Raw genomic sequence first — 20791 nt, forward strand, 5'->3', positions numbered from 1 at the left:
ACAGGATAAACGCCATGTAAAAAGCCTCCTCTGAAACGCTCAAGGCGTAACGGGGAGGCTTTTGCCAGGGTCGCACAAGCGCCATTTTTTCTTTTGGTGCGAGAGGGGGGACTTGAACCCCCATACCATAGGTGCTGGATTCTAAGTCCAGTGCGTCTACCAATTCCGCCACTCTCGCAAATCAAATTTTAATAGCATAGCTAAGCATCAGCCGCAAGCCAAGGTAATCCGTCAAGGAGGAACGGAATCCGTGAAAGCCGTGCCGGTTAGGGCAAAATCCGCGCTCCGGGCACCGCGGTTTGCGGGCGAAAGGATATGCTCCCAGGGGCTGTTGTCAGCGCAGCAACAAGGCCTTGCCGTCCCGCCGAGGCGGCAGCACTTCCCCTACTTCACAGGCCAGATCTCCGTCGGCCTCCAGCATGGCGCGCGCCGCGCCCAACAGATCCGGCGGCACGGCCAGCAGCAGTCCGCCTGAGGTCTGAGCGTCAAACACCACGCTTTCCAGAGATTCGTCCACGTCTGTTCCCACCAGGGTGGAACAGCTCCAATGCTTGCGGTTCAGATGGCTGCCCGCGGGAATCAGGCCGTCGCGCGCATAGTCGAGCACGCGCGGCAGCAGCGGCAGGGCCGCCGTATCCAGAGCCACGCAGACCTCCGAGGCCAAGGCCATTTCCAGGGCATGGCCGCCCAGCCCGAAGCCGGTGATGTCCGTGGCGGCGGGCAAATGGAATTCGCGTATGACCGCGCCGCCCACCTTGTTCAGACGGCCGCAGCAGCGCGCCAGTTCGGCCTCGCTTTCAGCTGCGCCGTCCCAGCGGGCCTTGACCGCCGTGGCCAGGATGCCGGTGCCCAGAGCTTTGGTCAGCAGCAGGCGCTGGCCCGGACGCAGGCCGCTGTTAACCGCGATATGGGCGGGGTCAATAATGCCGGTCACAGCCAGGCCGTACTTCAATTCGTCATCCTGCACGGTATGGCCGCCGGCCGGAACGGCTCCGGCCTCCAGCAGGGCGGACTGGCCGCCGCGCAAAATGTCGCTGAGAATATGCTCGGGATCGTCCTCGGCCAGAGCCTGGGGAAAGCAGGCCACGTTCATGGCGCACCAGGGCTCGCCCCCCAGAGCGTAGACGTCGGACAAGGCGTTGGCCGCCGCGATGCGCCCAAAGGTAAAGGCGTCGTTCACGATGGGCGCAAGAATGTCCACCGTCTGCACCAGAGCCTTACCCGCCGGAACGGACAGCACCACCGCGTCCTCATTCGGGGCGCGGCCCGCCAGCACCCTGGCTTCCAGTTCGGGCGAGGTTTCGGACGCGAGGCCACGCAAAAGCCGCTCCAGAGCCCCTGGAGCCAGTTTGGCCGCTCAGCCGGCGGCGCGGGCTTTTTCCAACAATTTCATGGTGGCGCTCCCTTGCGGACGGCACGTGAGCCCGTCCCGGATTCATAAACAGAAAGGGAGCTCGTAGGCCCCCTTTCGCAAAAGCTGCTGCGCTTCCGCCCTACTGGGCGGCACTTTCTTCCTGCGCGGCCCCTTCTTCAACTTTGGGCTTGCGGGTGCGCTTGGCTTTGACGGGCGCTTCAGCGGCCTTGTCCTTGCCGCCCTTGGCGTCAGCGGGCTGCTCAGCCGCACGGGACAGCTCAATGACAGCCATGGGGGCGTTGTCGCCCTTGCGCGGCATGGCCAGTTTGAGCACGCGGGTGTAGCCGCCGGGCACGCCAGCAAACAGCGGGCCGATTTCATCAAACAGACGCTTGACCAGGGCATGATCATTCAGCACCCGGTAGGCCAGACGACGGGAATGCAGATCATTACGCTTGGCCAGCGTAATCAGGGGTTCCACCACCCGGCGCAATTCCTTGGCCTTCATCTCCGTGGTGCGGATTTTGCCGTGGATCAGCAGCGCCTTGGCGAGATTGTGCAACAGGGCCTTACGGTGCGCGGGCGTGCGCGAGAGTTTCCTGCCGGAATTGCTATGCCTCATTTTGCTGCTTCCTTTTCCATTCCTGATATTTCTTGTCGAAGGCGTCGACCTTCATGCCGAAGTCAAGGCCCATGTCCAAAAGAACGCTTTTGATTTCATCCAGCGACTTGCGACCGAAATTCTTGGTTTTGAGCATTTCGGCCTCGGAGCGCTGCACCAGTTCGCCCACAAGGGCAATATTGGCGCTGCGCAGGCAGTTGGTGGCGCGCACCGAGAGTTCAAGATCGTCAATGCTCTTGAAGAGATGCTCGTTCACTTCGCCGCCGTCGCTGCTGCCCAGACGCATATCGCCGGAAACACGCTCATCAAAATTGATAAAGACCGAAATCTGGTCCTTGATGATCTTGGCGCTGTAGGCAATGGCGTCTTCAGGCGTAAGCGAACCGTCAGTCCAGACTTCCAGCAGCAGACGGTCATAGTTGGTCATCTGGCCCACACGGGCCTGCTCCACGGTATAGGCCACCTTGCGCACCGGCGAAAAGCTGGAATCCAGCTTGATCAGGCCGATTTCCTCGGACAGGCCCTCGTGCATGTCGGCGGGCACATAGCCCTTGCCCATGCGCGCCTCCAGCTCCATCTCCAGCTCAATATCCTCGGTGAGGGTGGCGATGTGCAACTCGGGGTTGAGCACCTCCACATGCTGGTTGGTCTGTATCTGGGCGGCGGTTACGGGGCCTTTCCGGTCCACGCGCAGGGTCAGCCGCTGGGGTTCGTCCGTATCCATGCGCAGGCGGACCTGCTTGAGGTTGAGGATGACGTCGGTCACGTCCTCCAAAACGCCGTGAATGGTCGTGAACTCATGCTGCACGCCGGTGATATTCACCGAGACAAAGGCCGCCCCTTGCAGGGAGGCCAGAAGGACGCGCCGCATGGCGTTACCGATGGTGGTGCCGTAGCCCCGCTCCAAAGGTTCGCAAATAAACTTGCCGTGCGTGCCGCTGGCCGTCTCTTCCTCACGCAAAATCTGGTCGGGCTTCACGAGCTCCGACCAGTTGCGCGCATTAATAAGGCGTTCGCCTTGTTTAATTAGCATGCGCCCCCCGCTTATTTCGAGTAAAGTTCGACAATCAACTGCTCGTTGACGGGGAACTGAATATCATCGCGCTGCGGCAAGGCTTTTACGGTGCCCTTGAAAGCGGCTCCGTCGGCTTCAAGCCAACCGGGGCAGCCACGACGGGCGATCACTTCCTGGGCTTCAGCCAGAACAGGAATTTTACGATTCTTTTCGGGCACTTCCAGAGTGTCGCCCACCCGCACCTGCAGCGAGGGAATGGTGACCTTGTGACCGTTCAGCGTAAAGATGCCGTGACGCACCAGCTGGCGAGCCTGGTTGCGGGAGTTGGCAAAGCCCAGACGGTAGACCACGTTGTCCAGCCGACGCTCCAGAATGACCAGCAGATTGGTGCCGGTAACGCCCTTCTGCATTTCGGCTTTTTCAAAGTAGCCGTGGAACTGGTGTTCCAGCACGCCGTAAGCGCGACGGGTCTTCTGCTTCTCCCGCAGCTGCACCGCGTATTCGCTGACCTTCTTGCGCGCGCGGCCGTGCTGGCCGGGGGCGTAGGGACGGCGATCATAAGCGCATTTGTCGGTAAAGCAACGGTCTCCCTTCAGGAAGAGCTTGCAGCCCTCGCGGCGGCACATGCGGCATTTGGCTTCAGTATATTTGGCCATGAATGAGTCCTCTTCGTTTGTACGGCGCTGCTCGGGGCAGCGTAAAACTAAACGCGGCGGCGCTTGGGCGGCCGGCAGCCGTTATGCGGGATGGGCGTCACGTCACGGATGAAAGCCACCCGGAAACCCACGGCGGCAATAGCGCGCATGGCGGCCTCGCGGCCGGAGCCGGGACCCTTCACATAAACGCCCACGGTCCGCATGCCGTTGTCCTGCGCCTTGCGGGCGGCGGTTTCAGCGGCTACCTGGGCGGCGAAAGGCGTGGACTTGCGCGAGCCTTTGAAGCCGCTCTGGCCCGAAGAGGCCCAGGAGACGGCATTGCCGCGCGTGTCCGTAAAGGTGATGATGGTATTGTTGAACGAAGCCTGGATGTGGGCAATGCCCACGGGCACGTTCTTCTTTTCCTTTTTCTTGACCGCTTTCTTGGGTCTGGCCATGATTATCCCTCAATCTGGCTAAAAAACGAGTAAATGAGCACGCCTACTTTTTCTTGCCCACAGCGCCGCGGCGCGGGCCCTTGCGGGTGCGCGCGTTGGTGTGGGTGCGCTGGCCGTGCACGGGCAGGCCGCGACGATGGCGCAGCCCGCGGAAGCAGCCGATGTCCATCAGCCGCTTGATGTTGCCCGAAATTTCGCGGCGCAGATCGCCTTCCACCTTGTAGTTCTGTTCGAGCTCCTTGCGGATCTCGTTCACTTCGTCAGCGGAGAGCTCATCAATGTTGCGCTCCCAGTTGACGCCGGTGGAGTCAAGGATCTTCAGGGCCGTGGTGCGGCCGATGCCGTAAATGTAGGTAAGCGCAATATCCACCCGTTTGCCGCGCGGCAAATCAACACCTGCTATTCTCGCCACAATATGTCTCCTGCCCTAGCCCTGGCGCTGCTTGTGCCGGGGGTTTTCGCAGATAACTCGAAGCACTCCCTTGCGCCGGATCACTTTGCACTTGGGGCATATTTTCTTGACGGAAGGTCTGACTTTCATCGCATATCTCCACTGATAGCCGTTTGGCCGTTGTGACGGCCCGTCCTGACGGCCCCGGCTATTTCGGGGCAGGAACAGGCATCTTTATCTATCTTTGCCTATTCTGTCAACCATCAATTGTGTGCCGGTTCAGACCTCGATCCGAAACGCTCAGGATTCTCGGCCCTTCCGGGGTGATCGCCACGCTGTGTTCAAAGTGCGCGGCCCATAGGCCGTCGCGGGTCACAGCGGTCCATTTGTCGTCCAGGATGTCCACTTCATAGGTTCCGGCCGTCACCATGGGTTCAATGGCGATGACCATCCCGTTCTGCAGGGTCAGCCCATGCATGCCGGGTCTGAAGTTGGGCACCTCCGGTTTTTCGTGCATCTTCGCGCCCACACCGTGGCCCACGAAACGACGCACCACATTGAAACCGGCGGCCTCCACATAGTCCTGCACGGCGGCGCCGATGGCATAGACATCGTTACCGGCCCGCGCCTGTTCAATGCCCACGTAAAGACTTTCCTCAGTCACCCGCATCAGCCGTCGGGCCTCGTCGCTCACCTGTCCCACAGGGTAGGTGCGTGCGGCGTCGCCCACAAAGCCTTCGTAAACCACCCCCATGTCAACGCTGACGATATCCCCCTCCTGGAGCAGCCGCGCGGAGGGAAAACCGTGCACCACCTGCTCGTTGACCGAACAACAGATGGCGAAGGGATAGTCGTAGTAACCGAGAAAAGCCGGTTTCACCTTGTAATCGGCGCACATGTCGCGCGCCAGTTCTTCCAGGCGCATGGTGGGCAAACCGGGCGCCACCATATCGCCCACGGCGTCCAGTATGTTGGCGACCATGCGGTTGGCTTCCCGCAGGCAGCCCACTTCCCGTTCATTTTTGATGAATGCGCCGTGATATTTCTTCATTGCCCTTGTCCCGCGCGCTTATGCCTTTCCGCCCTTGCGCGCCTTCTGCATCAAGCCCTGGTACTGACTTGAGATCATGTGCGATTCAACCTGATTCATGAAGTCCATGGCCACGCCCACAAGAATCAGCAGACTGGTGCCGCCGAAGTAGAACGGCACGTTGAAGTTGCTGATCAGAAGCATGGGCAGCAGACAGACGATGGAGATGTACACCGCGCCCGAAAGGGTCAGACGCGAAAGCACGGTATCAATGTATTCCTGAGTCTTTTCGCCCGGACGGATGCCGGGAATGAAACCGCCGGCCTTCTTCAGATTTTCGGACATATCCTTGGGATCAAAGATGATGGCCGTGTAGAAATAGCAGAAGAAGAACATCAGGGCCACATAGATGACATTGTACAGAAAACCGTGGGGCGAAAAGAGCTCCGCCGCCTGCTTCACATACTCGTTGGTGGAAAACTGCCCGATAGTGGCCGGGAAGAGCAGCAGCGAGGAGGCGAAAATGGGCGGAATAACGCCCGCCGTGTTCAGCCGCAGGGGCAGATGCGAGTTCTGCCCGCCGAACATTTTGCGGCCCACCTGACGCTTGGCGTAACTGATGGGAATGCGCCGCTGCGCCCGTTCCACAAAGACGATGCAGACCGTTACCGCGGCCATGAAGGCCAAGATGACGACCGCCATGAAAATGCTCATGTCGCCAGCTTGAATCAGGGCCACGGACTGGATGACGCCACGCGGGATACCCACCACGATGCCGCAGAAGATAATCAGCGAAATGCCGTTGCCGATGCCGCGCTCGGTGATCTGTTCACCCAGCCACATGACCAGCACCGAACCGGCCGTGAAGGTCGCCATGGTCACCAAGCGGAAATGCCAACCCGGATTGAGTACAATGGGCGTGCCCGCCGGGCTGGTCATATTCTCCAGCCCAACGGCGATGCCCAGTCCCTGCACCAGTGTAATCAGCACGGTGAGGTAGCGGGTGTACTGGGTGATCTTGCGGCGGCCCGCCTGCCCTTCTTCCTTGGCCATGCGCTTGACGTCCGGGCTGACCACCTGCAAAAGCTGCATGATGATGGACGCCGAGATGTACGGCATGACGCCCAGCGCGAACACGGAAACATTGCGCAGGCCGCCGCCCGAGAACATGTCGAAGAGACTGAACAGGGTGCCGGACATACTTTCAAAGAAAGAAGCCAAGGCCGCGGCGTCCACGCCGGGCACAGGCACATGCACGCCGATCCGGTAGCAGCACAAAATCAGGAAGGTCCAGCCCAGGCGTTTGGCCAGGGCGGGCTGGCCCGCCATATTGTTTGCCGATCCAACTGCCATGAAAAACTCGTTGCGTTTGCGCGCCCAAGGGCGCCGTATGCGCGTAAACGTCATAGCCCGCCGCGCGCGGCGGGCTATGACGCCGCAATATTCCGTTCCGGCCGCTCGCGCGGCCCGGGATTATTCGGCCGCCGGGGCCGCTTCCAGCTCGGTGACTTCGCCGCCGGCCTGGCGGATTTTTTCCGCCGCGGCCTGGCTGAACTTGTGAGCCTCCACCTTGAGGGCGGACTTCAGATCACCACGCGAAAGGATTTTCACCGGCGCGCCCATGCGGGCCAGACCACGGGCGTAGATGTCGTCCAGAGTGATGCAGTCCTTGCCGTCAAAAGCCTGGATCAGCATATCCAGATTGATCACGTCGTAGGTCACCTTGAAGGGCGCATTTTTGAAACCATGTTTGGGCAGACGGCGTTGCAGGGGCATCTGGCCGCCCTCAAAACCGGGACGCACGCCGCCGCCGGCACGGGCATTCTGGCCTTTGTGACCTTTGCCCGACGTGCCGCCCAGCCCGGAGCCGCCGCCCCGGCCCACCCTGCGGCGGGTCTTGCGCTCTTCCGGAAAGGGAAAGAGATTGTGCAGTTGCATAGTATACTCCTCGCGCGGCCGTTAGTCCACGACGGCCACAAGGTGCGAAACTTTGGCGATGATGCCCCGGATGGCCGGGGTGTCCTTGAACGTCTTGACCATCTCGCGACACTTGAGGCCAAGAGAGTCCAGCAGTTTGCGCTGGGCCGGCGTGGTGCCGATGCGCGAGCGCATGAGTTTGACCTTGATTTCCGTCATGGCTACTTCCTCGGGGCTTCCAGCTTCTTGCCGCGCAGGGCCGAAACATCCTCGGCGCTGCGCAGGGAAACCAGACCCTGTATGGTGGCGCGAAGCACGTTATGCGGATTGTTGGTGCCGATGGCCTTGGCCAGCACGTCGCGCACGCCCACGGCTTCCATCACGGCGCGCACGGCGCCGCCGGCGATGATGCCGGTACCTTCCGAGGCGGGTTTGAGCATGACGCGGCCCGCGCCGAAGCGACCCAGCACCTCATACGGCAGGGTTCCTTCGACCAAGGGCACCTGCACGCGGTTTTTACGCGCGCGCTCGGTGGCCTTGCGCAGGGCTTCGGGCACTTCTTGGGCCTTGCCCAGGCCGAAGCCCACGCCGCCCTTGCCGTCGCCCACCACCACCAGGGCGCTGAAGCTGAAACGGCGACCGCCCTTGACCACTTTGGCCACACGGTTGAGGGAAACGATCTTTTCGATTTCACCCAGTTCGTTCTGCTGGGTTTCGCTATTGTTCGAGCTATCCTGACGCATATTAGAACTCCAAGCCGCCTTCGCGGGCACCGTCGGCTACGGCTTTAACGCGACCGTGATAAATATACCCGTTGCGATCGAATACCACTTTGCTGATATTCTTTTCCTTGGCCAAGCGGGCGATTTCCTTGCCCACGCGTTCGGCGCCGCTCTTGTTGCAGTGCAGGCCGGGTTCGGTTTTGGACAGGCTCAGGGTGGAGGCGGACACCATGGTCGCGCCTTCCAGATCGTTCACGATCTGGGCGTAAATATGCAGGTTGGACCTGTAGACCACAAGACGCGGACGTTCAGCCGTGCCGTTGACCTTTTTGCGGATGCGGATCTTGCGGCGCTGACGGGATTCATTCTTGTTATAACTCATGACGCAGCCCCTACTTCTTGCCGCCGGACTTGCCCACCTTGCGGCGGATGGTCTCGGTCACGTACTTGATGCCCTTGCCCTTGTAAGGTTCGGGCTTGCGGATGCGGCGGATCCTGGCGGCCATTTCGCCTACCAGTTCCTTGTCCAGACCGCTGATGGTCAACACCTGGCCTTCCACGGCGGCCTTGATGCCGGCGGGCATTTCCACCACAACGGGATGGGAATAGCCTACGGCCAGCTCAATGATATTGCCCTTCACGGCCACGCGATAGCCCACGCCGATGACTTCCAGAGCCTTGGAAAAACCCTTGGTCACGCCGTCGATGCAGTTGGCCAGCAGCGTGCGGCGCAAACCGTGCTGCGAGCGGCTCTCACGGGTTTCTTCGAGGCGGGTCAATGTCACATGTCCGTCAGCCAGCTCATACTTGAGCAGAGAGCAGACAGGCGTGCTCAGCGAGCCCTTGGGGCCTTTCACTTCCACAACATCCGTTCCGATCTTGACTTCAACGCCATTGGGAACGGGAATGGGCAGTTTACCTATGCGAGACATAACGCACCGCCTACCAGATTTCACACAGAAGTTCGCCGCCCACTTTCTTCTCGTGGGCGGTCATGCCGTCCAGCACGCCGCTGGACGTGGACAGAATGCAAATACCGAGGCCGTTCTGCACCTTGGGAATCTGACGCGAATTCACGTACACCCGGCGGCCCGGGGTGCTCACGCGCTTCAGGCCCGAAATGACGGGCTTGCCCTTCAGGTACTTGAGGGTAATGGTGATGGTACTGTCGGCCACGGCCACGTCTTCGACGTAACCTTCCTGCTTGAGGATGGCGGCTAACGATTCCTTCATCTTCGAGCGCGGCACATTCACTTCCTTGTGCAGGGCCAAATGTGCGTTGCGGATGCGGGTCAGCATATCCGCAATGGGATCTGTCAACATCGAAAGCTCCTGAGAGGTTAGACGCGGGGTTGACGGCCCTATGCCGCCACTTCCCGCAGGCGCGGATCAGCCGCGCCGCCCGGACGCGCCAGCGTCCGGAAATGCTTTACCAGCTCGACTTGCGCACGCCCGGCAGTTCGCCGCGCAGGGCCATGTTGCGGAAGCAGATACGGCAGATGCCGAACTGACGCAAAAAGGCGCGGGAGCGGCCGCAGAGCGGGCAACGGTTATACGCGCGCGCACTGAACTTGGGCTTACGTTTGGCCTTCACTTCCAGCGAAGTACGGGACATACGGCAAACTCCTATTTACGGAACGGCATGCCCAACTGGTCCAGAAGGAACTTGCCTTCCTTGTCCGTGGCCGCCGAAGTGACAATGGTAATGTTCATGCCCTTGGGATTTTCCACACGATCGATTTCCAGCTCGGGAAAGATGGTGTGTTCCTTGATGCCCAAGGTAAAATTGCCGCGACCGTCAAAACCGCGGTCAGGGATGCCGCGAAAGTCGCGCACCCGGGGCAGGGCGAAGTTCATGAGCTTGTCCAAGAAGTCCCACATGCGGTCCTTGCGCAGGGTGACGCGAGCGCCGATGGGCATGCCTTCGCGCAGCTTGAAAGCGGCAATGGATTTCTTGGCGCGGGTCACCACAGCTTTCTGGCCGGCAATGGCGGTCAGTTCCGCCACCGCTTCTTCCATGACCTTGTTGTTCTGGGTGGCGGCGCCAAGGCCGATGTTCAGAGAGATTTTTTCAATTCCGGGCAGCTGCATGGAGGAGGTGTAATTAAACTCCTTCTGCAACACCGGAACCACTTTCTCTCTATATATCTTTTCAAGGCGTGTCATCGTATCACCTTATTCCATGACTTCGTTGCACTTTTTGCAGAAGCGCACTTTCTTTTGCTTGCCTTCGGACTCGATGTACTTATAGCCCACCTTGGTGGCTTTGCCGCACGCCGAGCAGACCACCATGACGTTGGAGACATGGATGGGCATTTCCTTTTCCACGATGCCGCCGGGCTGCTGGGCGTAGGGGTTGGGACGCATGTGGCGCTTGGCCATATTGGTCTTTTCCACCAGCACGCGATCCTTCTTGCGCAGGATCTTGAGCACCTTGCCGATCTTGCCCGCGTCCTTGCCGGTGATCACCATCACCTTGTCGTCCTTGCGGATGCGATACGTTTTCATGACGATCTCCTAAAGCACTTCCGGGGCAAGGGAAATAATTTTCATGAAGTTCTGGGCGCGCAGCTCGCGGGCCACAGGGCCGAAGATGCGCGTGCCCACCGGCTCGCCCTGATTGGAGAGCAGCACGGCGGCATTGCCGTCGAACTTGATGTAGCTGCCGTCCATGCGCCGCACTTCCTTGGCGGTGCGCACGATGACTGCCTTCATCACGTCGCCCTTTTTCACCTTGCTGTGGGGCATGGCTTCCTTGACGGAGACCATGATGATGTCGCCCACCGAGGCGTAACGGCGGTGCGAACCGCCCAGCACCTTGATGCAGGCCACCTTTTTGGCGCCGGAATTGTCGGCCACCTGAAGCGTCGATTCTACCTGGATCATGGCACTACCCTACACGGCTTTTTCAATGATGGAGACCAGATGCCAGCGCTTGTTGCGCGACATGGGGCGGAACTCCACAATTTTGACCTTGTCGCCCATACCGCATTCGTTCATGGGATCATGAGCCGTGAACTTCTTGCGGCGCCTCACATACTTTTTGAGCAGAGGGTGCTTGACCAGGGTCTCAACGCGCACGACAATGGTTTTGTCGTTCTTGTCGCTCACCACAATGCCGGTCAGCGTTCTGCCCTTGCGTTCTTCCAGAGCTTGCATTTTCAGGCCCTCTGTTCCTTTTCGTTCAACACGGTCTCGATGCGCGCCACCTGCTTCCGCATGGCTTTCAGCTCGGAAGTCTTCTCAAGCTGCGCCGCGGCGTGCTTGAAACGGGCGTTCATCAGTTCCTGCCGCTGCTCGGCCAGCTTGCCGCGCAGCTCTTCCGCGCTCATATCGCGCAGAACCTTGGCGGCGTCGCGGACGGCCTTGTCGCTTTTCTTCTTGGCAGCCATTTAGAAGCCCTCCCTCACCACGATCACGGTCTTGACGGGCAGCTTGTGCGCGGCGCGGGTCAGCGCCTCGCGGGCCAGTTCAAGGCTGACGCCCTTGATTTCATAGAGCACGCGGCCGGGCTTGACCGGGGCGCACCAGCCCACCGGAGCGCCTTTGCCGGAGCCCTGACGGGTTTCCAGAGGCTTGGCGGTGACCGGGCGGTCCGGGAAAACACGGATCCAGACTTTGCCGCCGCGCTTGATGTGGCGCATCATGGCGATACGGGCGGCCTCGATCTGCTGGCTGGACAGATGTCCGTGCTGCACGGCCTTCAGGCCGATGTCGCCAAAGGCAATGGAGGCGCCGCGCGTAGCCAGCCCGCGCAGACGGCCCTTCTGCCATTTGCGGAATTTAACTTTCTTGGGGGCAAGCATTATTGTTCAACCTCTTTGTCAAGGATTTCACCCTTGTAGATCCACACCTTGACACCGATGATGCCATAGGTGGTACGCGCCTCGGCAAAGCCGTAATCAATGTCGGCGCGCAGGGTCTGCAAGGGCACACGGCCGTCGCGGTACCATTCGGTACGGGCGATTTCGGCCCCGGCCAAGCGGCCGGCGCAGGTCACCTTGATGCCTTCGCCGCCGAACTTGCGAGCCATGGACACGGTGCGCTTCATGGCGCGCCGGAAGGCCACGCGGCGCTCCAGCTGCTGGGCGATGTTTTCGGCCACAAGCTGGGCGTCCACTTCGGGACGGCGGATTTCATTCACTTCCAAGGAGAACTCGCGCCCGAATTTCTGGCGCAAATCCCCACGCAATTTTTCAATTTCCACGCCTTTGCGGCCGATGACGATACCGGGGCGGGCCGTGGAAAGAATCAGGCGCACTTTGCCGCCGGCGCGTTCTATTTCGATCTTGGCAAGCCCCGCATGATAGAGGAGCTTTTTGACGAACGCGCGGATCTTGCTGTCTTCGTAGACAAAGGCAGGATATTCCTTCTTGCTGAACCAGCGGGACTGCCAGTTCTTGTTATACCCAAGCCGGAAGCCGAACGGATGTACTTTCTGACCCATAGCCTATTCCTGCCCTTCTGCGAGTATGACGGTGATGTGGCTGGTGCGCTTGTGAATCTTGCTGGCCCGGCCCTGAGCACGGGGCATGAAGCGCTTCCAGGAAGGGCCCTCGTTGACCACGATTTCCTTCACCACCATGGCGTCCACGTCCACGCCGCCCAGCTGCGAGGCATTGGCCAGCGCGCTTTTGAGCACGCCGAAGAGCACGCCCGCGGGCTTGTTGGGGGTGAAGCGCAGAAGATTCATGGCTTCCTCAACCCCGAGGCCCTGCACGTTCTTGGCCACAAGCCGGGTCTTGCGCGGCGAAACGCGCTGGAACTTCGCAATAGCTTTCGATTCCATAATGTTACCCTACTTCTTGCCGGCCTTGGCCTTTTTGTCGGCGGCGTGCCCATGGAAAGTGCGGGTGGGCGAGAATTCGCCCAGCTTGTGACCCACCATGTTTTCGGTGACGAACACCGGCACAAACTTCTTGCCATTGTGCACCGCAAAGGTCAGTCCCACCATTTCCGGCAGGATGGTCGAGCGGCGCGACCAGGTCTTGAGCACGCGGCGGTCGCTGTTGGCCACCGCGCTGTCGACCTTTTTCATCAAATGACCGTCCACGAACGGCCCTTTTTTCAATGATCTCGGCATGAGCTACTCCTACTTCTGGCCGCGGCGTTTGATGATCAGCCGGGAAGAGGCTTTCTTCTTGTCACGGGTCTTGTAACCCTTGGCGGGCATGCCCCACGGCGACACAGGATGGCGGCCGCCGGAGCTTCTGCCTTCACCGCCGCCCAGCGGATGGTCGATGGGGTTCATGGCCACGCCGCGCACCTGTGGGCGACGGCCCAGCCAGCGGTTGCGGCCGGCTTTGCCCAGCGAGATGTTTTCGTGGTGGATGTTGCCCACCTGGCCCACAGTCGCCACGCAGGAGGCCAGCACCTTGCGCACTTCGCCCGAGGGCAGGCGCAGCAGGGCGTATTTGCCTTCCTTGGCCACAAGCTGGGCATAGGTGCCGGCGGCGCGGCAGAGCTGGCCGCCCTTGCCGGGATAAAGCTCCACGTTGTGGATCACGGTACCCACGGGAATGCGGGCCATTTCCAGCGCGTTGCCGGGCTTGATGTCGGCGCTTTCGCCGCTGCGGCCGTTGACGCCGCTCATCACCACGTCGCCCTGGTTCAAGCCCACGGGCGCGAGGATGTAGCGCTTTTCGCCGTCCGCATAGTGCAGCAGCGCGATGCGGGCCGTGCGGTTGGGATCATATTCAATGTGCGCCACGGTGGCTTCAATGCCGGTCTTGTCCCGCTTGAAGTCGATGATGCGGTACAGACGCTTGACGCCGCCGCCGCGACGACGGCTGGTGACGCGGCCCCGATTGTTGCGGCCGGCCTTCTTGGGCAGACCTTCGGTGAGCGACTTCTCAGGGCGCGTCCGGGTGATTTCCTCAAAGTCGGAAACCGTCTGGAAGCGACGCCCCGCGGAGGTCGGTTTCAGCTTACGGACAGCCATGATTACACTCCCTCGAAGAACTCGATTTTATCGCCCTGGCGCAGCGTCACATACGCTTTCTTCCAGCCGGGCTTGCGGCCCACCACGCGGCCCTGGCGCTCCCTCACGGAGGGGGCGCGGCGCACCACGTTGACCGCTTCCACTTTCACGTCAAAAGCCTTTTCCACCGCCTGCTTGATCTCGATCTTGTTGGCTTTGGGGTGGACATAAAAGGCCACCTGTTGCGCCTCATCCTTGAGCAGGGTCGTTTTTTCCGTCAGCAGGGGCTTGAGCAGAACATAGGTCGATTCCATCTTAAGCCCCCTTCTTTCCGGCAAAGCGCGCCTGAACAGATTCCACGGCCCCCTCCAGAAGCACAAGCTGCTTGTGCTTAAGGACTTCCAGCACGCTCAGGCGGTCGGGCGTGGTCAGGGTCAGGCCGGGGATGTTGCGGGCCGAGCGGCTCAGGGTCTCGTTGTCCTCGGGCGCCACGATAAGCGCCTTGCTGAGACCGAGCGCGCCAGCCACCTTGGCAAAATGTTTGGTTTTGGCTTCGGGCAGCTCAATGCCCTTGACCACCAGCAGGCTTTCGCCAGCCAGACGGCTCGACAGGGCCATCTTAAGGGCAAGAGCGCGCACCTTGCTGTTGACCTTGAAGCCGTAATCGCGCGGGCTGGGTCCGAAGATGACGGCGCCGCCGCGCCACACGGGCGAACGGTTGGAGCCGGAGCGGGCCCGGCCGGTGCCCTTCTGCTTCCAGGGCTTGACGCCGCCGCCGGAGACGAACGCGCGAGTCTTGGCATTGTGCGTGCCCGCGCGTTTGGCCGCCATCTGGGCGCGCACCACGAGATTGAGGATTTCGGGCCTCACCTCGATTTCGAACACGTCGGAAGCCAGCGTCACTTCGCCGCTTTCCTGCTTGTTCTGGTCATATACTTTCACGGTAGCCATGTTGCTTCCCCTACTGCTTGCGGATCAGCACCAGCCCGTTCTTGGGGCCGGGCACGGAACCTTTGACCAGAATGACGTTGTCCTCGGGACGCACGCCCACGATCAGAAGGCCCATTTCCGTCACGGTTTCATTGCCCCAATGGCCCGCCATCTTACGTCCCTTGAAGACGTGGCCGGGGAAGGTGTTGTTACCTACCGAACCATTGTTGCGGTGCACCTTTTCGCAGCCGTGCGTATCTTTGGAGCCGGCGAAATTCCAGCGGCGCATACGGCCCTGGTAGCCCTTGCCCACGCTCTTGCCGGTCACCTTGACCACTTCGCCGGCGGCGAAGATGTCCACGGTGAGCTGCTGGCCGGGCTGCTGCTCGGGCGCGCCCGAAAGGCGGATTTCGCGCGTGTGGCGGAAAAGTCCGGCACCGGCCTTGGCGAAGTGGCCGCGCATGGCTTTGCCCACATGCTTTTCCTTGGCCTCGGTCAGTGCGATCTGCAGGGCGTTGTAGCCGTCCTTTTCCACGGTCTTGACCTGGGTGACGGGGCAGGGCCCGGCCTCAATGACCGTCACGGCCACGGCGGCGCCGTCACCGGCGAAGATGCGGGTCATACCAAGCTTGCGACCCAAAATTCCCAATTTCTCAGCCATGACTGCCTCTCGCTAGAGCTTGATTTCCACGTCCACACCGGCGGGCAAGGAGAGCTTGCCCAGCGCGTCGACGGTCTGCTGCGTGGGTTCCAGGATATCCATAAGCCGCTTGTGGATGCGCATTTCAAACTGCTCACGGGACTTTTTGTTCACATGCACGGAGCGCTGAACGGTGTACTTATGAATGTTGGTGGGCAGGGGAATGGGCCCCGCCACACCGGCACCGGTATTGCGCGCCGTATCCACGATTTCCGCAACGGCCTTATCCAGAATGCGGTAATCGTAGGCTTTGAGCTTGATCCGAATGCGATCACTGCTAACAGTTGTCATTGTGCCTACTCCGTTTGCAAAAACATCCCGCGCAGCCACATGGCCCGGCGCGGGCTCCTTCACAGCATACGCGGGCCATGAAGCACGGCCCGAAGGCCACCACACCCTGGTGACGGACGGAACGAGGCGACGTAAGGGGCTGCGCGAAACGCGCGCGCATCACACCTGAAATCAGGAATTCGGAAGATGATGGACGCCTGGGCGATCCGGCATCATCCGTGTGATGCTCCCCGGCGCAGCCCAGGCCTGGCCGCCGATGAAAACGGCGGCGCGGCGGTCCCGCAGGGTCACCAAATGGGGATTACCCCCAACACCTTACAGCCCCGGGTCACGTCGGCTCTGGCCTACGTGGGGTCCGTCCTCGGGCTGGAACGGCTCGACATTGTCCGGCATTTGGTAACGCCTGCGAATGTCAAAGCCCGTTGCGGAAAGGAGCCATAGCGGCATCCGGTCGCTTCCGGGCGCAGCAGGACAGGCTCAACCTGCCCTTCCCTGCCGTCCAGGGACGCTTCGCCGGACAAGAATCCGTTGAAGCGGTGCTGGTTTTAGCCAAAAGACAGCCTGACGTCAAGGCTTTTTCAAATTTTTTTTCGGCGGGCAATACGCCGTATTCATAATCACACCGGCGTATCGCTTGACAAGGCGGGGGGCGGCGACTACATGTAATCGATAAAAACTATTGCTTGCATCTGACGCAGCCTGCCTTGCCCAGCCGGCTTTCCCGGGGGAAATCCAAGCGCGCTTCCCCATGCACGACAATCTTTACAAACATTACAGATCATTTTATCTGCGACAGCAGGAGCGGCACATGCCTATTGATCCGGCGCTCAAGGCCAAACAGAATCTTTATGAAGACACGGTCATCCACTATATGGGCAAGGAAGACGGCCACGTCATCGTGCTCAGCGACGACCAGGCCTTTACCACCCAGTTGCGGCTGACCCTGGCCAAAGAGCTGGGCCTCTCCTCCCCGAACATGCTCACGGCCCTGTCCGACCCGCACCAGCTGTTGCGCGTGCTGCGCGAAGTGACCCCCAAACATCCGGCACCGATTCTCTTTCTGGAGCGGATCATGGGCGGCCAGGATCTCAGTTTTCTGGTCAACCAGATCAAGCAGGCTTACAACAAACTGCGGATCATTATTCTGACCACCGACGTGCAGCGCGACCGGCTCATGCTGCTGCACGAAGTGGGCGCGGATAACTTCATTGCCAAGCCGGTGTCCGTGAACACGCTGATCGAAAAAATGGCCTTCACGCTCAAGCCTCAGAGCAAGCTCGGGCAGGCCATCGATCTGGCCAAATCTTTTCTGGCCCAGGGAAAATACGCCGAAGCTCTGGCCGCCTGCCAGAAAATCCTGGCGCTTAAACCCGGCAGCGCGGCGGCTTATCTGGTCATAGGCGATACGCAACGCGCCATGCAGGATTATGAAAAAGCGCGCATCGCTTATGAGACGGCGGCCAAGTCCGCCGACCTCTATCTCGCGCCTCTGCAACGTCTGGCCGAGATGTACGAGGAGCTGGGCGACCGGCAGTCCCAGTTGCGCTATCTGCAGAAACTCGACGCCATCTCGCCGCTCAACGTCAACCGCAAGGTGAGCCTGGGGGAAATCCACTTGGCCATGGGTGAGCCGGAAAAGGCCGAGGAACTCTTTGACAAGGCCATGGCCCAGATTACTAAGGAAGCTATGGACGGCATCAGCGCCCTTTCCGGCCGCATCGCGGCCATCTATGCCGACAGCGACCCGGTCAAGGCTGAAAAATTTCTGCGTAACAGTCTGGAAGTCAAAGGCAAGTATCTTTCCAAGGGCGACATCATGCTCTTCAACCAGCTGGGCATCAGCCTGCGCAAGCAGGGCCGCTGGAAAGACGCCATCATCGAATACAAGCGGGCCATCAAGATCGCGCCCGAAGATGAAAATATTTATTACAATATAGGGATGGCCTTCGCCGAAGGCGGCGACTTTTTGCAGGCCAAAGCCAATCTGCTCAAAGCTGTGGACCTCAACCCGGAAATTCCCAACGCCAGCCCCAATATCGCGTACAATTTCGGCGCGGTCTTCCTTCAGTCCAAAGACCGGGAACGGGCGACCCAGTTTTTTCGGCTGGCTCTCCAACTGCGGCCCGATTTTCCCGCGGCCAGGGACGGACTCAAACGTGCCGGCGGCTAACGGGCGCCTTTTGACAGCGGATTCCGCATGAGCACTTCTTTCGCCCAATATCTTGTGGAGCAACTCGACGCGTTGATCTACCTCGTGGACATGCAAACCTGCGAGGTGCTCTACATCAATGAGCGCGGCAAAAAACTGTTCGGCCCCGGCGACGTCGTGGGTCAGGCCTGTTACCGCGTCCTTCAGGGCAGAGACGAACCATGCCCGTTCTGCACCAACCATCTGTTGGTCAGGGAATTCTTTCACGTCTGGGAACATACCAATCCCATCACCGGGCGGCATTACCTGCTCAAAGACAAGTTGGTGGACTGGCGGGGTAAAACCGTGCGCATGGAAGTGGCCGTGGACATCACGGACAAAGAAAACACCAGTCGCGCCATCAAGGACAAGCTGGAAATGCAGCGCGCTCTGGTGGACTGCGTGCGCACCTTCTATACCGCCCCGACCTTCAATGAAGCCATCAATATTATTCTGCGCATCCTGGGACGGATCCATCAGGCCGACCGGGCCTATGTCTTCGAATATACAAGTGGCGAACGGGATGAGGTTTTTTGCAGCAATACGCATGAATGGTGCGCCGAGGGCGTTGCGCCACAGAAAGACAAGCTGCAGGACCTGTCCCTGGACCTTCTTCCCGATTGGAAAACATTTCTGGGTCCCGAGCAAAGCATTGTCATCCGGGATCTGGAAGAGATCAGGGAGAATTTTCCGCAGACCTACGATATTTTGAAGATGCAGGAGATCAGAAGTCTGATGATCTCGCAACTGAACGTGGACGGCGTCGCCAGCGGTTTCATCGGCGTGGACAATCCCCGGCACTTGGGGGAGGATCTTTCCCTGCTCTGGTCCCTGTCCTATTTTGTGACCATGGAACAGAAAAAACAGCGTATGGAAAGCAATATTCTGTTTCTGAGCCAGTATGACAGCCTCACCGGAGTGGGCAACCGCCACAGTTACATGCGGCTTTTGAGCGAGCTGGAAAGCGCTGAAAACGCCGAGACAGGCGTGGCCTTTGTGGATCTCAACGGTCTGAAATCGCTCAATGACCGCGAGGGGCATACGGCGGGGGACATCTTTCTCAAACGCATGAGCGAAGTCTTCGCCCGGCATTTCAGCAAGGAAGAGCTCTTTCGCATCGGCGGCGATGAGTTCGTCATCATCTGCCGGGGCATTTCCGCGCAACTTTTCAAAAAAAAGCTTCGCTCCATGCGCGCAGAGGCCGAAAACCTGTATCCCGGGGCTCTGGCGCTGGGCAGCGTCTGGAAAAAAAGCGAGGCCAGCCCGTCCGAGATGGCCCGCCTTGCCGACAAACGCATGTATGAGGACAAGCGCCGCCATTACCATGACCGGAACCGGGAACTCAGGCCGGTTCCGCCCGCGACGGCCACTCAATGACGGGCAGCGCTCTGCAGAAAACGCTTTAAGGCCTCGGCCTTTTCCGTTTTTCGCAGGCGGCCGTAGCAGCGTCCGATTTCTTCATAAATCCAGGTCTGAAGGGTCGCGTCCCCGCTTGCGGCGAACAGTGCTTCGCCCAGCAGTTCCAGGCCTTTTTCCGTTTCATCCCGCATGAAGTGCAGGTTGGCTCCCAGCGTCAGCGCCAGGGGCGTAGCGTGATAGCGGCGCAGCCGGGCGTAACGCCGGAGCGCCCGCGCCATGTCGCCGGACTGGGCCAGAGACGCGATGGCCGCAATTTCTTCCTCCGGGCCGCTGGCGCAGTATTGCGTCACCACGGCGGCAAGCTCCTTGGGCGGCAAACGGCTGAGGGATTTCCGGGCGGGCAGAAAAGGCGCGATGGCCGTATCGGGCACGCCGCTTTGGCGGCTCTGACGATAAAAATCCTCCAGGGTCCGGCCCGTGGCGTCGCGCACGGCGGTCGCCAGACCGCGTCGCATCTTTTCCTCAAAATCCTGCTGTGACTTGTAAAAATAATGATTGATGCGGATTTTTTCCGCCACGGGATAGGAGGAGGCCGCCGGCACGGGCACGCGATCCTCATTGACGCAAAAGCGCCCCTCCGCGTAAGCGAAGTGGTGCGGCGACACGGGTTTGAGCGTCCAGCGCGGCTGCACCAGACTTTTGACATGATGATGGAGGCCCAGGCTGCGGGTATAACTGCCCGTCACGCCGACCGCCGGCCTGCGCAGATGCCCGTCGGAGCCGAATATCATCCAGTGCGCGGCCAGACCGGCGAAGGCTTCATAGTCTTCCAGCAGCTCCCGCACGTCATGGCGGGCCAGCGGCAGCACGAATTCATCAATATCAATGAAGGCCAGCCAGCGGCTGCGGTCCTTCCACGTGCGCAGGCAGTGAAAATAGGCTGAAAGTTGCGGAGCCTCACGAACCGGAAAATCAATGACCGTCACCAGCCCGGCGGCGGCCAGATCCGACAGCGTCCGCGAGACAGGCTCCACGCTGCCGTTATCATAGAGCACGATGTGCTCGAAGCCCGCGGAAAAGTGGTGCAACACCCATTCACGCAGATGAGGCGTCTCGTCCTTGGCGATGGCGCAGATGCAGGCGTAGTACAAGTGCGTGCCTCCCCTCAAGCGGCTTTAGAGCAAGTTTACTTTAAACTTGCCCTGGCGGCTGCGAGAGCAGCCGTCCGCCACGAAGGCGTAAGCGCAAGTTATTTGCGC

General features: G+C 60.2%; 33 protein-coding genes and 1 tRNA gene. 2 read left to right on the plus strand and 32 right to left on the minus strand.

Going from position 1 to position 20791, the window contains the following annotated elements:
- Positions 1-94 precede the first annotated feature (94 nt).
- The 31 genes from FYJ44_RS03815 to rpsJ all read right to left on the minus strand — a co-directional run bounded on the left by FYJ44_RS03815 (position 95) and on the right by rpsJ (position 15985).
- Positions 95-178 (minus strand) — tRNA-Leu (locus FYJ44_RS03815).
- A 156-nt stretch (positions 179-334) separates the two neighbouring features.
- Positions 335-1393 carry a selenide, water dikinase SelD gene (gene selD / locus FYJ44_RS03820; protein ID WP_154509341.1) on the minus strand — a complete coding sequence of 353 codons (1059 nt, stop codon included), beginning with the start codon at positions 1391-1393 and terminating at the stop codon, positions 335-337.
- 100 nt (positions 1394-1493) lie between these two features.
- Positions 1494-1976, minus strand: a complete 483-nt coding sequence (gene rplQ / locus FYJ44_RS03825) for a 50S ribosomal protein L17 (protein ID WP_154509343.1) — start codon at positions 1974-1976, stop codon at positions 1494-1496.
- A complete protein-coding gene (locus FYJ44_RS03830; RefSeq protein WP_154509345.1) occupies positions 1966-3009 on the minus strand; it encodes a DNA-directed RNA polymerase subunit alpha in 1044 nt (347 codons plus the stop codon). Before FYJ44_RS03830 ends, rplQ begins: the two co-directional genes overlap by 11 nt.
- A gap of 11 nt (positions 3010-3020) precedes the next feature.
- Positions 3021-3647, minus strand: a complete 627-nt coding sequence (rpsD, locus tag FYJ44_RS03835) for a 30S ribosomal protein S4 (protein ID WP_154509347.1) — start codon at positions 3645-3647, stop codon at positions 3021-3023.
- Positions 3648-3694: 47 nt separating this feature from the next.
- Entirely contained in the window at positions 3695-4084 is a 390-nt protein-coding gene (gene rpsK, locus FYJ44_RS03840; protein WP_008685806.1) for a 30S ribosomal protein S11, read from the minus strand.
- A gap of 43 nt (positions 4085-4127) precedes the next feature.
- Entirely contained in the window at positions 4128-4496 is a 369-nt protein-coding gene (gene rpsM, locus FYJ44_RS03845) for a 30S ribosomal protein S13 (protein WP_287704537.1), read from the minus strand.
- Positions 4497-4511: 15 nt separating this feature from the next.
- A complete protein-coding gene (gene rpmJ / locus FYJ44_RS03850; protein ID WP_005027799.1) occupies positions 4512-4625 on the minus strand; it encodes a 50S ribosomal protein L36 in 114 nt (37 codons plus the stop codon).
- A gap of 106 nt (positions 4626-4731) precedes the next feature.
- Entirely contained in the window at positions 4732-5526 is a 795-nt protein-coding gene (gene map / locus FYJ44_RS03855; protein ID WP_154509349.1) for a type I methionyl aminopeptidase, read from the minus strand.
- Between the two features lie 18 nt (positions 5527-5544).
- A complete protein-coding gene (gene secY, locus FYJ44_RS03860; RefSeq protein ID WP_154509351.1) occupies positions 5545-6858 on the minus strand; it encodes a preprotein translocase subunit SecY in 1314 nt (437 codons plus the stop codon).
- A 120-nt stretch (positions 6859-6978) separates the two neighbouring features.
- Positions 6979-7443: a 50S ribosomal protein L15 gene (rplO, locus tag FYJ44_RS03865; protein ID WP_154509353.1), complete on the minus strand. Its 465-nt coding sequence runs from the start codon at positions 7441-7443 to the stop codon at positions 6979-6981.
- A 21-nt stretch (positions 7444-7464) separates the two neighbouring features.
- Positions 7465-7641: a 50S ribosomal protein L30 gene (rpmD, locus tag FYJ44_RS03870; protein ID WP_154509355.1), complete on the minus strand. Its 177-nt coding sequence runs from the start codon at positions 7639-7641 to the stop codon at positions 7465-7467.
- Between the two features lie 2 nt (positions 7642-7643).
- A complete protein-coding gene (gene rpsE, locus FYJ44_RS03875) occupies positions 7644-8165 on the minus strand; it encodes a 30S ribosomal protein S5 (RefSeq protein WP_154509357.1) in 522 nt (173 codons plus the stop codon).
- 1 nt (position 8166) lies between these two features.
- Positions 8167-8526 (minus strand): 50S ribosomal protein L18, encoded by a 360-nt coding sequence (gene rplR, locus FYJ44_RS03880; protein WP_154509359.1) that lies wholly within the window; start codon positions 8524-8526, stop codon positions 8167-8169.
- A gap of 10 nt (positions 8527-8536) precedes the next feature.
- The gene (rplF, locus tag FYJ44_RS03885; RefSeq protein ID WP_154509361.1) at positions 8537-9076 is read right to left on the minus strand and encodes a 50S ribosomal protein L6; all 540 of its coding nucleotides are present in this window, start codon (positions 9074-9076) and stop codon (positions 8537-8539) included.
- Positions 9077-9086: 10 nt separating this feature from the next.
- Positions 9087-9467, minus strand: coding sequence for a 30S ribosomal protein S8 (rpsH, locus tag FYJ44_RS03890; RefSeq protein WP_008685829.1), 381 nt, complete (start codon positions 9465-9467; stop codon positions 9087-9089).
- Positions 9468-9573: 106 nt separating this feature from the next.
- A complete protein-coding gene (locus FYJ44_RS03895; protein WP_008685830.1) occupies positions 9574-9759 on the minus strand; it encodes a type Z 30S ribosomal protein S14 in 186 nt (61 codons plus the stop codon).
- An 11-nt stretch (positions 9760-9770) separates the two neighbouring features.
- The gene (gene rplE, locus FYJ44_RS03900) at positions 9771-10310 is read right to left on the minus strand and encodes a 50S ribosomal protein L5 (protein ID WP_154509363.1); all 540 of its coding nucleotides are present in this window, start codon (positions 10308-10310) and stop codon (positions 9771-9773) included.
- A 9-nt stretch (positions 10311-10319) separates the two neighbouring features.
- Positions 10320-10652, minus strand: coding sequence for a 50S ribosomal protein L24 (gene rplX / locus FYJ44_RS03905; RefSeq protein ID WP_008685832.1), 333 nt, complete (start codon positions 10650-10652; stop codon positions 10320-10322).
- A 9-nt stretch (positions 10653-10661) separates the two neighbouring features.
- The gene (gene rplN, locus FYJ44_RS03910) at positions 10662-11030 is read right to left on the minus strand and encodes a 50S ribosomal protein L14 (protein WP_008685833.1); all 369 of its coding nucleotides are present in this window, start codon (positions 11028-11030) and stop codon (positions 10662-10664) included.
- Between the two features lie 9 nt (positions 11031-11039).
- The gene (gene rpsQ, locus FYJ44_RS03915) at positions 11040-11303 is read right to left on the minus strand and encodes a 30S ribosomal protein S17 (protein ID WP_008685834.1); all 264 of its coding nucleotides are present in this window, start codon (positions 11301-11303) and stop codon (positions 11040-11042) included.
- A 2-nt stretch (positions 11304-11305) separates the two neighbouring features.
- Positions 11306-11536 (minus strand): 50S ribosomal protein L29, encoded by a 231-nt coding sequence (gene rpmC / locus FYJ44_RS03920; protein ID WP_154509365.1) that lies wholly within the window; start codon positions 11534-11536, stop codon positions 11306-11308.
- Positions 11537-11950 carry a 50S ribosomal protein L16 gene (gene rplP / locus FYJ44_RS03925; RefSeq protein WP_154509367.1) on the minus strand — a complete coding sequence of 138 codons (414 nt, stop codon included), beginning with the start codon at positions 11948-11950 and terminating at the stop codon, positions 11537-11539.
- Complete coding sequence (gene rpsC / locus FYJ44_RS03930; protein ID WP_154509368.1) at positions 11950-12591, minus strand: 30S ribosomal protein S3; 642 nt, start codon at positions 12589-12591, stop codon at positions 11950-11952. Before rpsC ends, rplP begins: the two co-directional genes overlap by 1 nt.
- Before the next feature lie 3 nt (positions 12592-12594).
- The gene (gene rplV / locus FYJ44_RS03935) at positions 12595-12933 is read right to left on the minus strand and encodes a 50S ribosomal protein L22 (RefSeq protein WP_008685838.1); all 339 of its coding nucleotides are present in this window, start codon (positions 12931-12933) and stop codon (positions 12595-12597) included.
- A 9-nt stretch (positions 12934-12942) separates the two neighbouring features.
- Positions 12943-13227 (minus strand): 30S ribosomal protein S19, encoded by a 285-nt coding sequence (gene rpsS, locus FYJ44_RS03940; RefSeq protein ID WP_022656149.1) that lies wholly within the window; start codon positions 13225-13227, stop codon positions 12943-12945.
- 9 nt (positions 13228-13236) lie between these two features.
- Positions 13237-14085, minus strand: coding sequence for a 50S ribosomal protein L2 (gene rplB, locus FYJ44_RS03945; RefSeq protein ID WP_154509370.1), 849 nt, complete (start codon positions 14083-14085; stop codon positions 13237-13239).
- A 2-nt stretch (positions 14086-14087) separates the two neighbouring features.
- On the minus strand, positions 14088-14378 hold the full coding sequence (rplW, locus tag FYJ44_RS03950) for a 50S ribosomal protein L23 (protein WP_154509372.1): 291 nt from the start codon (positions 14376-14378) through the stop codon (positions 14088-14090).
- 1 nt (position 14379) lies between these two features.
- Positions 14380-15015, minus strand: a complete 636-nt coding sequence (gene rplD, locus FYJ44_RS03955; protein ID WP_154509374.1) for a 50S ribosomal protein L4 — start codon at positions 15013-15015, stop codon at positions 14380-14382.
- A gap of 10 nt (positions 15016-15025) precedes the next feature.
- Complete coding sequence (rplC, locus tag FYJ44_RS03960; RefSeq protein WP_154509376.1) at positions 15026-15655, minus strand: 50S ribosomal protein L3; 630 nt, start codon at positions 15653-15655, stop codon at positions 15026-15028.
- 12 nt (positions 15656-15667) lie between these two features.
- On the minus strand, positions 15668-15985 hold the full coding sequence (gene rpsJ / locus FYJ44_RS03965) for a 30S ribosomal protein S10 (RefSeq protein WP_154509378.1): 318 nt from the start codon (positions 15983-15985) through the stop codon (positions 15668-15670).
- 808 nt (positions 15986-16793) lie between these two features.
- On the opposite strand from rpsJ, the gene FYJ44_RS03970 reads away from it, so the two are divergent.
- Positions 16794-18155 (plus strand): response regulator, encoded by a 1362-nt coding sequence (locus FYJ44_RS03970; protein ID WP_154509380.1) that lies wholly within the window; start codon positions 16794-16796, stop codon positions 18153-18155.
- 27 nt (positions 18156-18182) lie between these two features.
- Positions 18183-19550 carry a sensor domain-containing diguanylate cyclase gene (locus FYJ44_RS03975; RefSeq protein WP_154509382.1) on the plus strand — a complete coding sequence of 456 codons (1368 nt, stop codon included), beginning with the start codon at positions 18183-18185 and terminating at the stop codon, positions 19548-19550.
- On the opposite strand, the gene FYJ44_RS03980 is transcribed toward FYJ44_RS03975, so the two are convergent.
- On the minus strand, positions 19544-20683 hold the full coding sequence (locus tag FYJ44_RS03980; protein ID WP_154509384.1) for a glycosyltransferase family 2 protein: 1140 nt from the start codon (positions 20681-20683) through the stop codon (positions 19544-19546). The two genes, FYJ44_RS03975 and FYJ44_RS03980, sit on opposite strands and share 7 nt — an antisense overlap.
- Positions 20684-20791: the final 108 nt, after the last annotated feature.

Source organism: Desulfovibrio porci, from assembly GCF_009696265.1.
Lineage (GTDB): Bacteria > Desulfobacterota > Desulfovibrionia > Desulfovibrionales > Desulfovibrionaceae > Desulfovibrio > Desulfovibrio porci.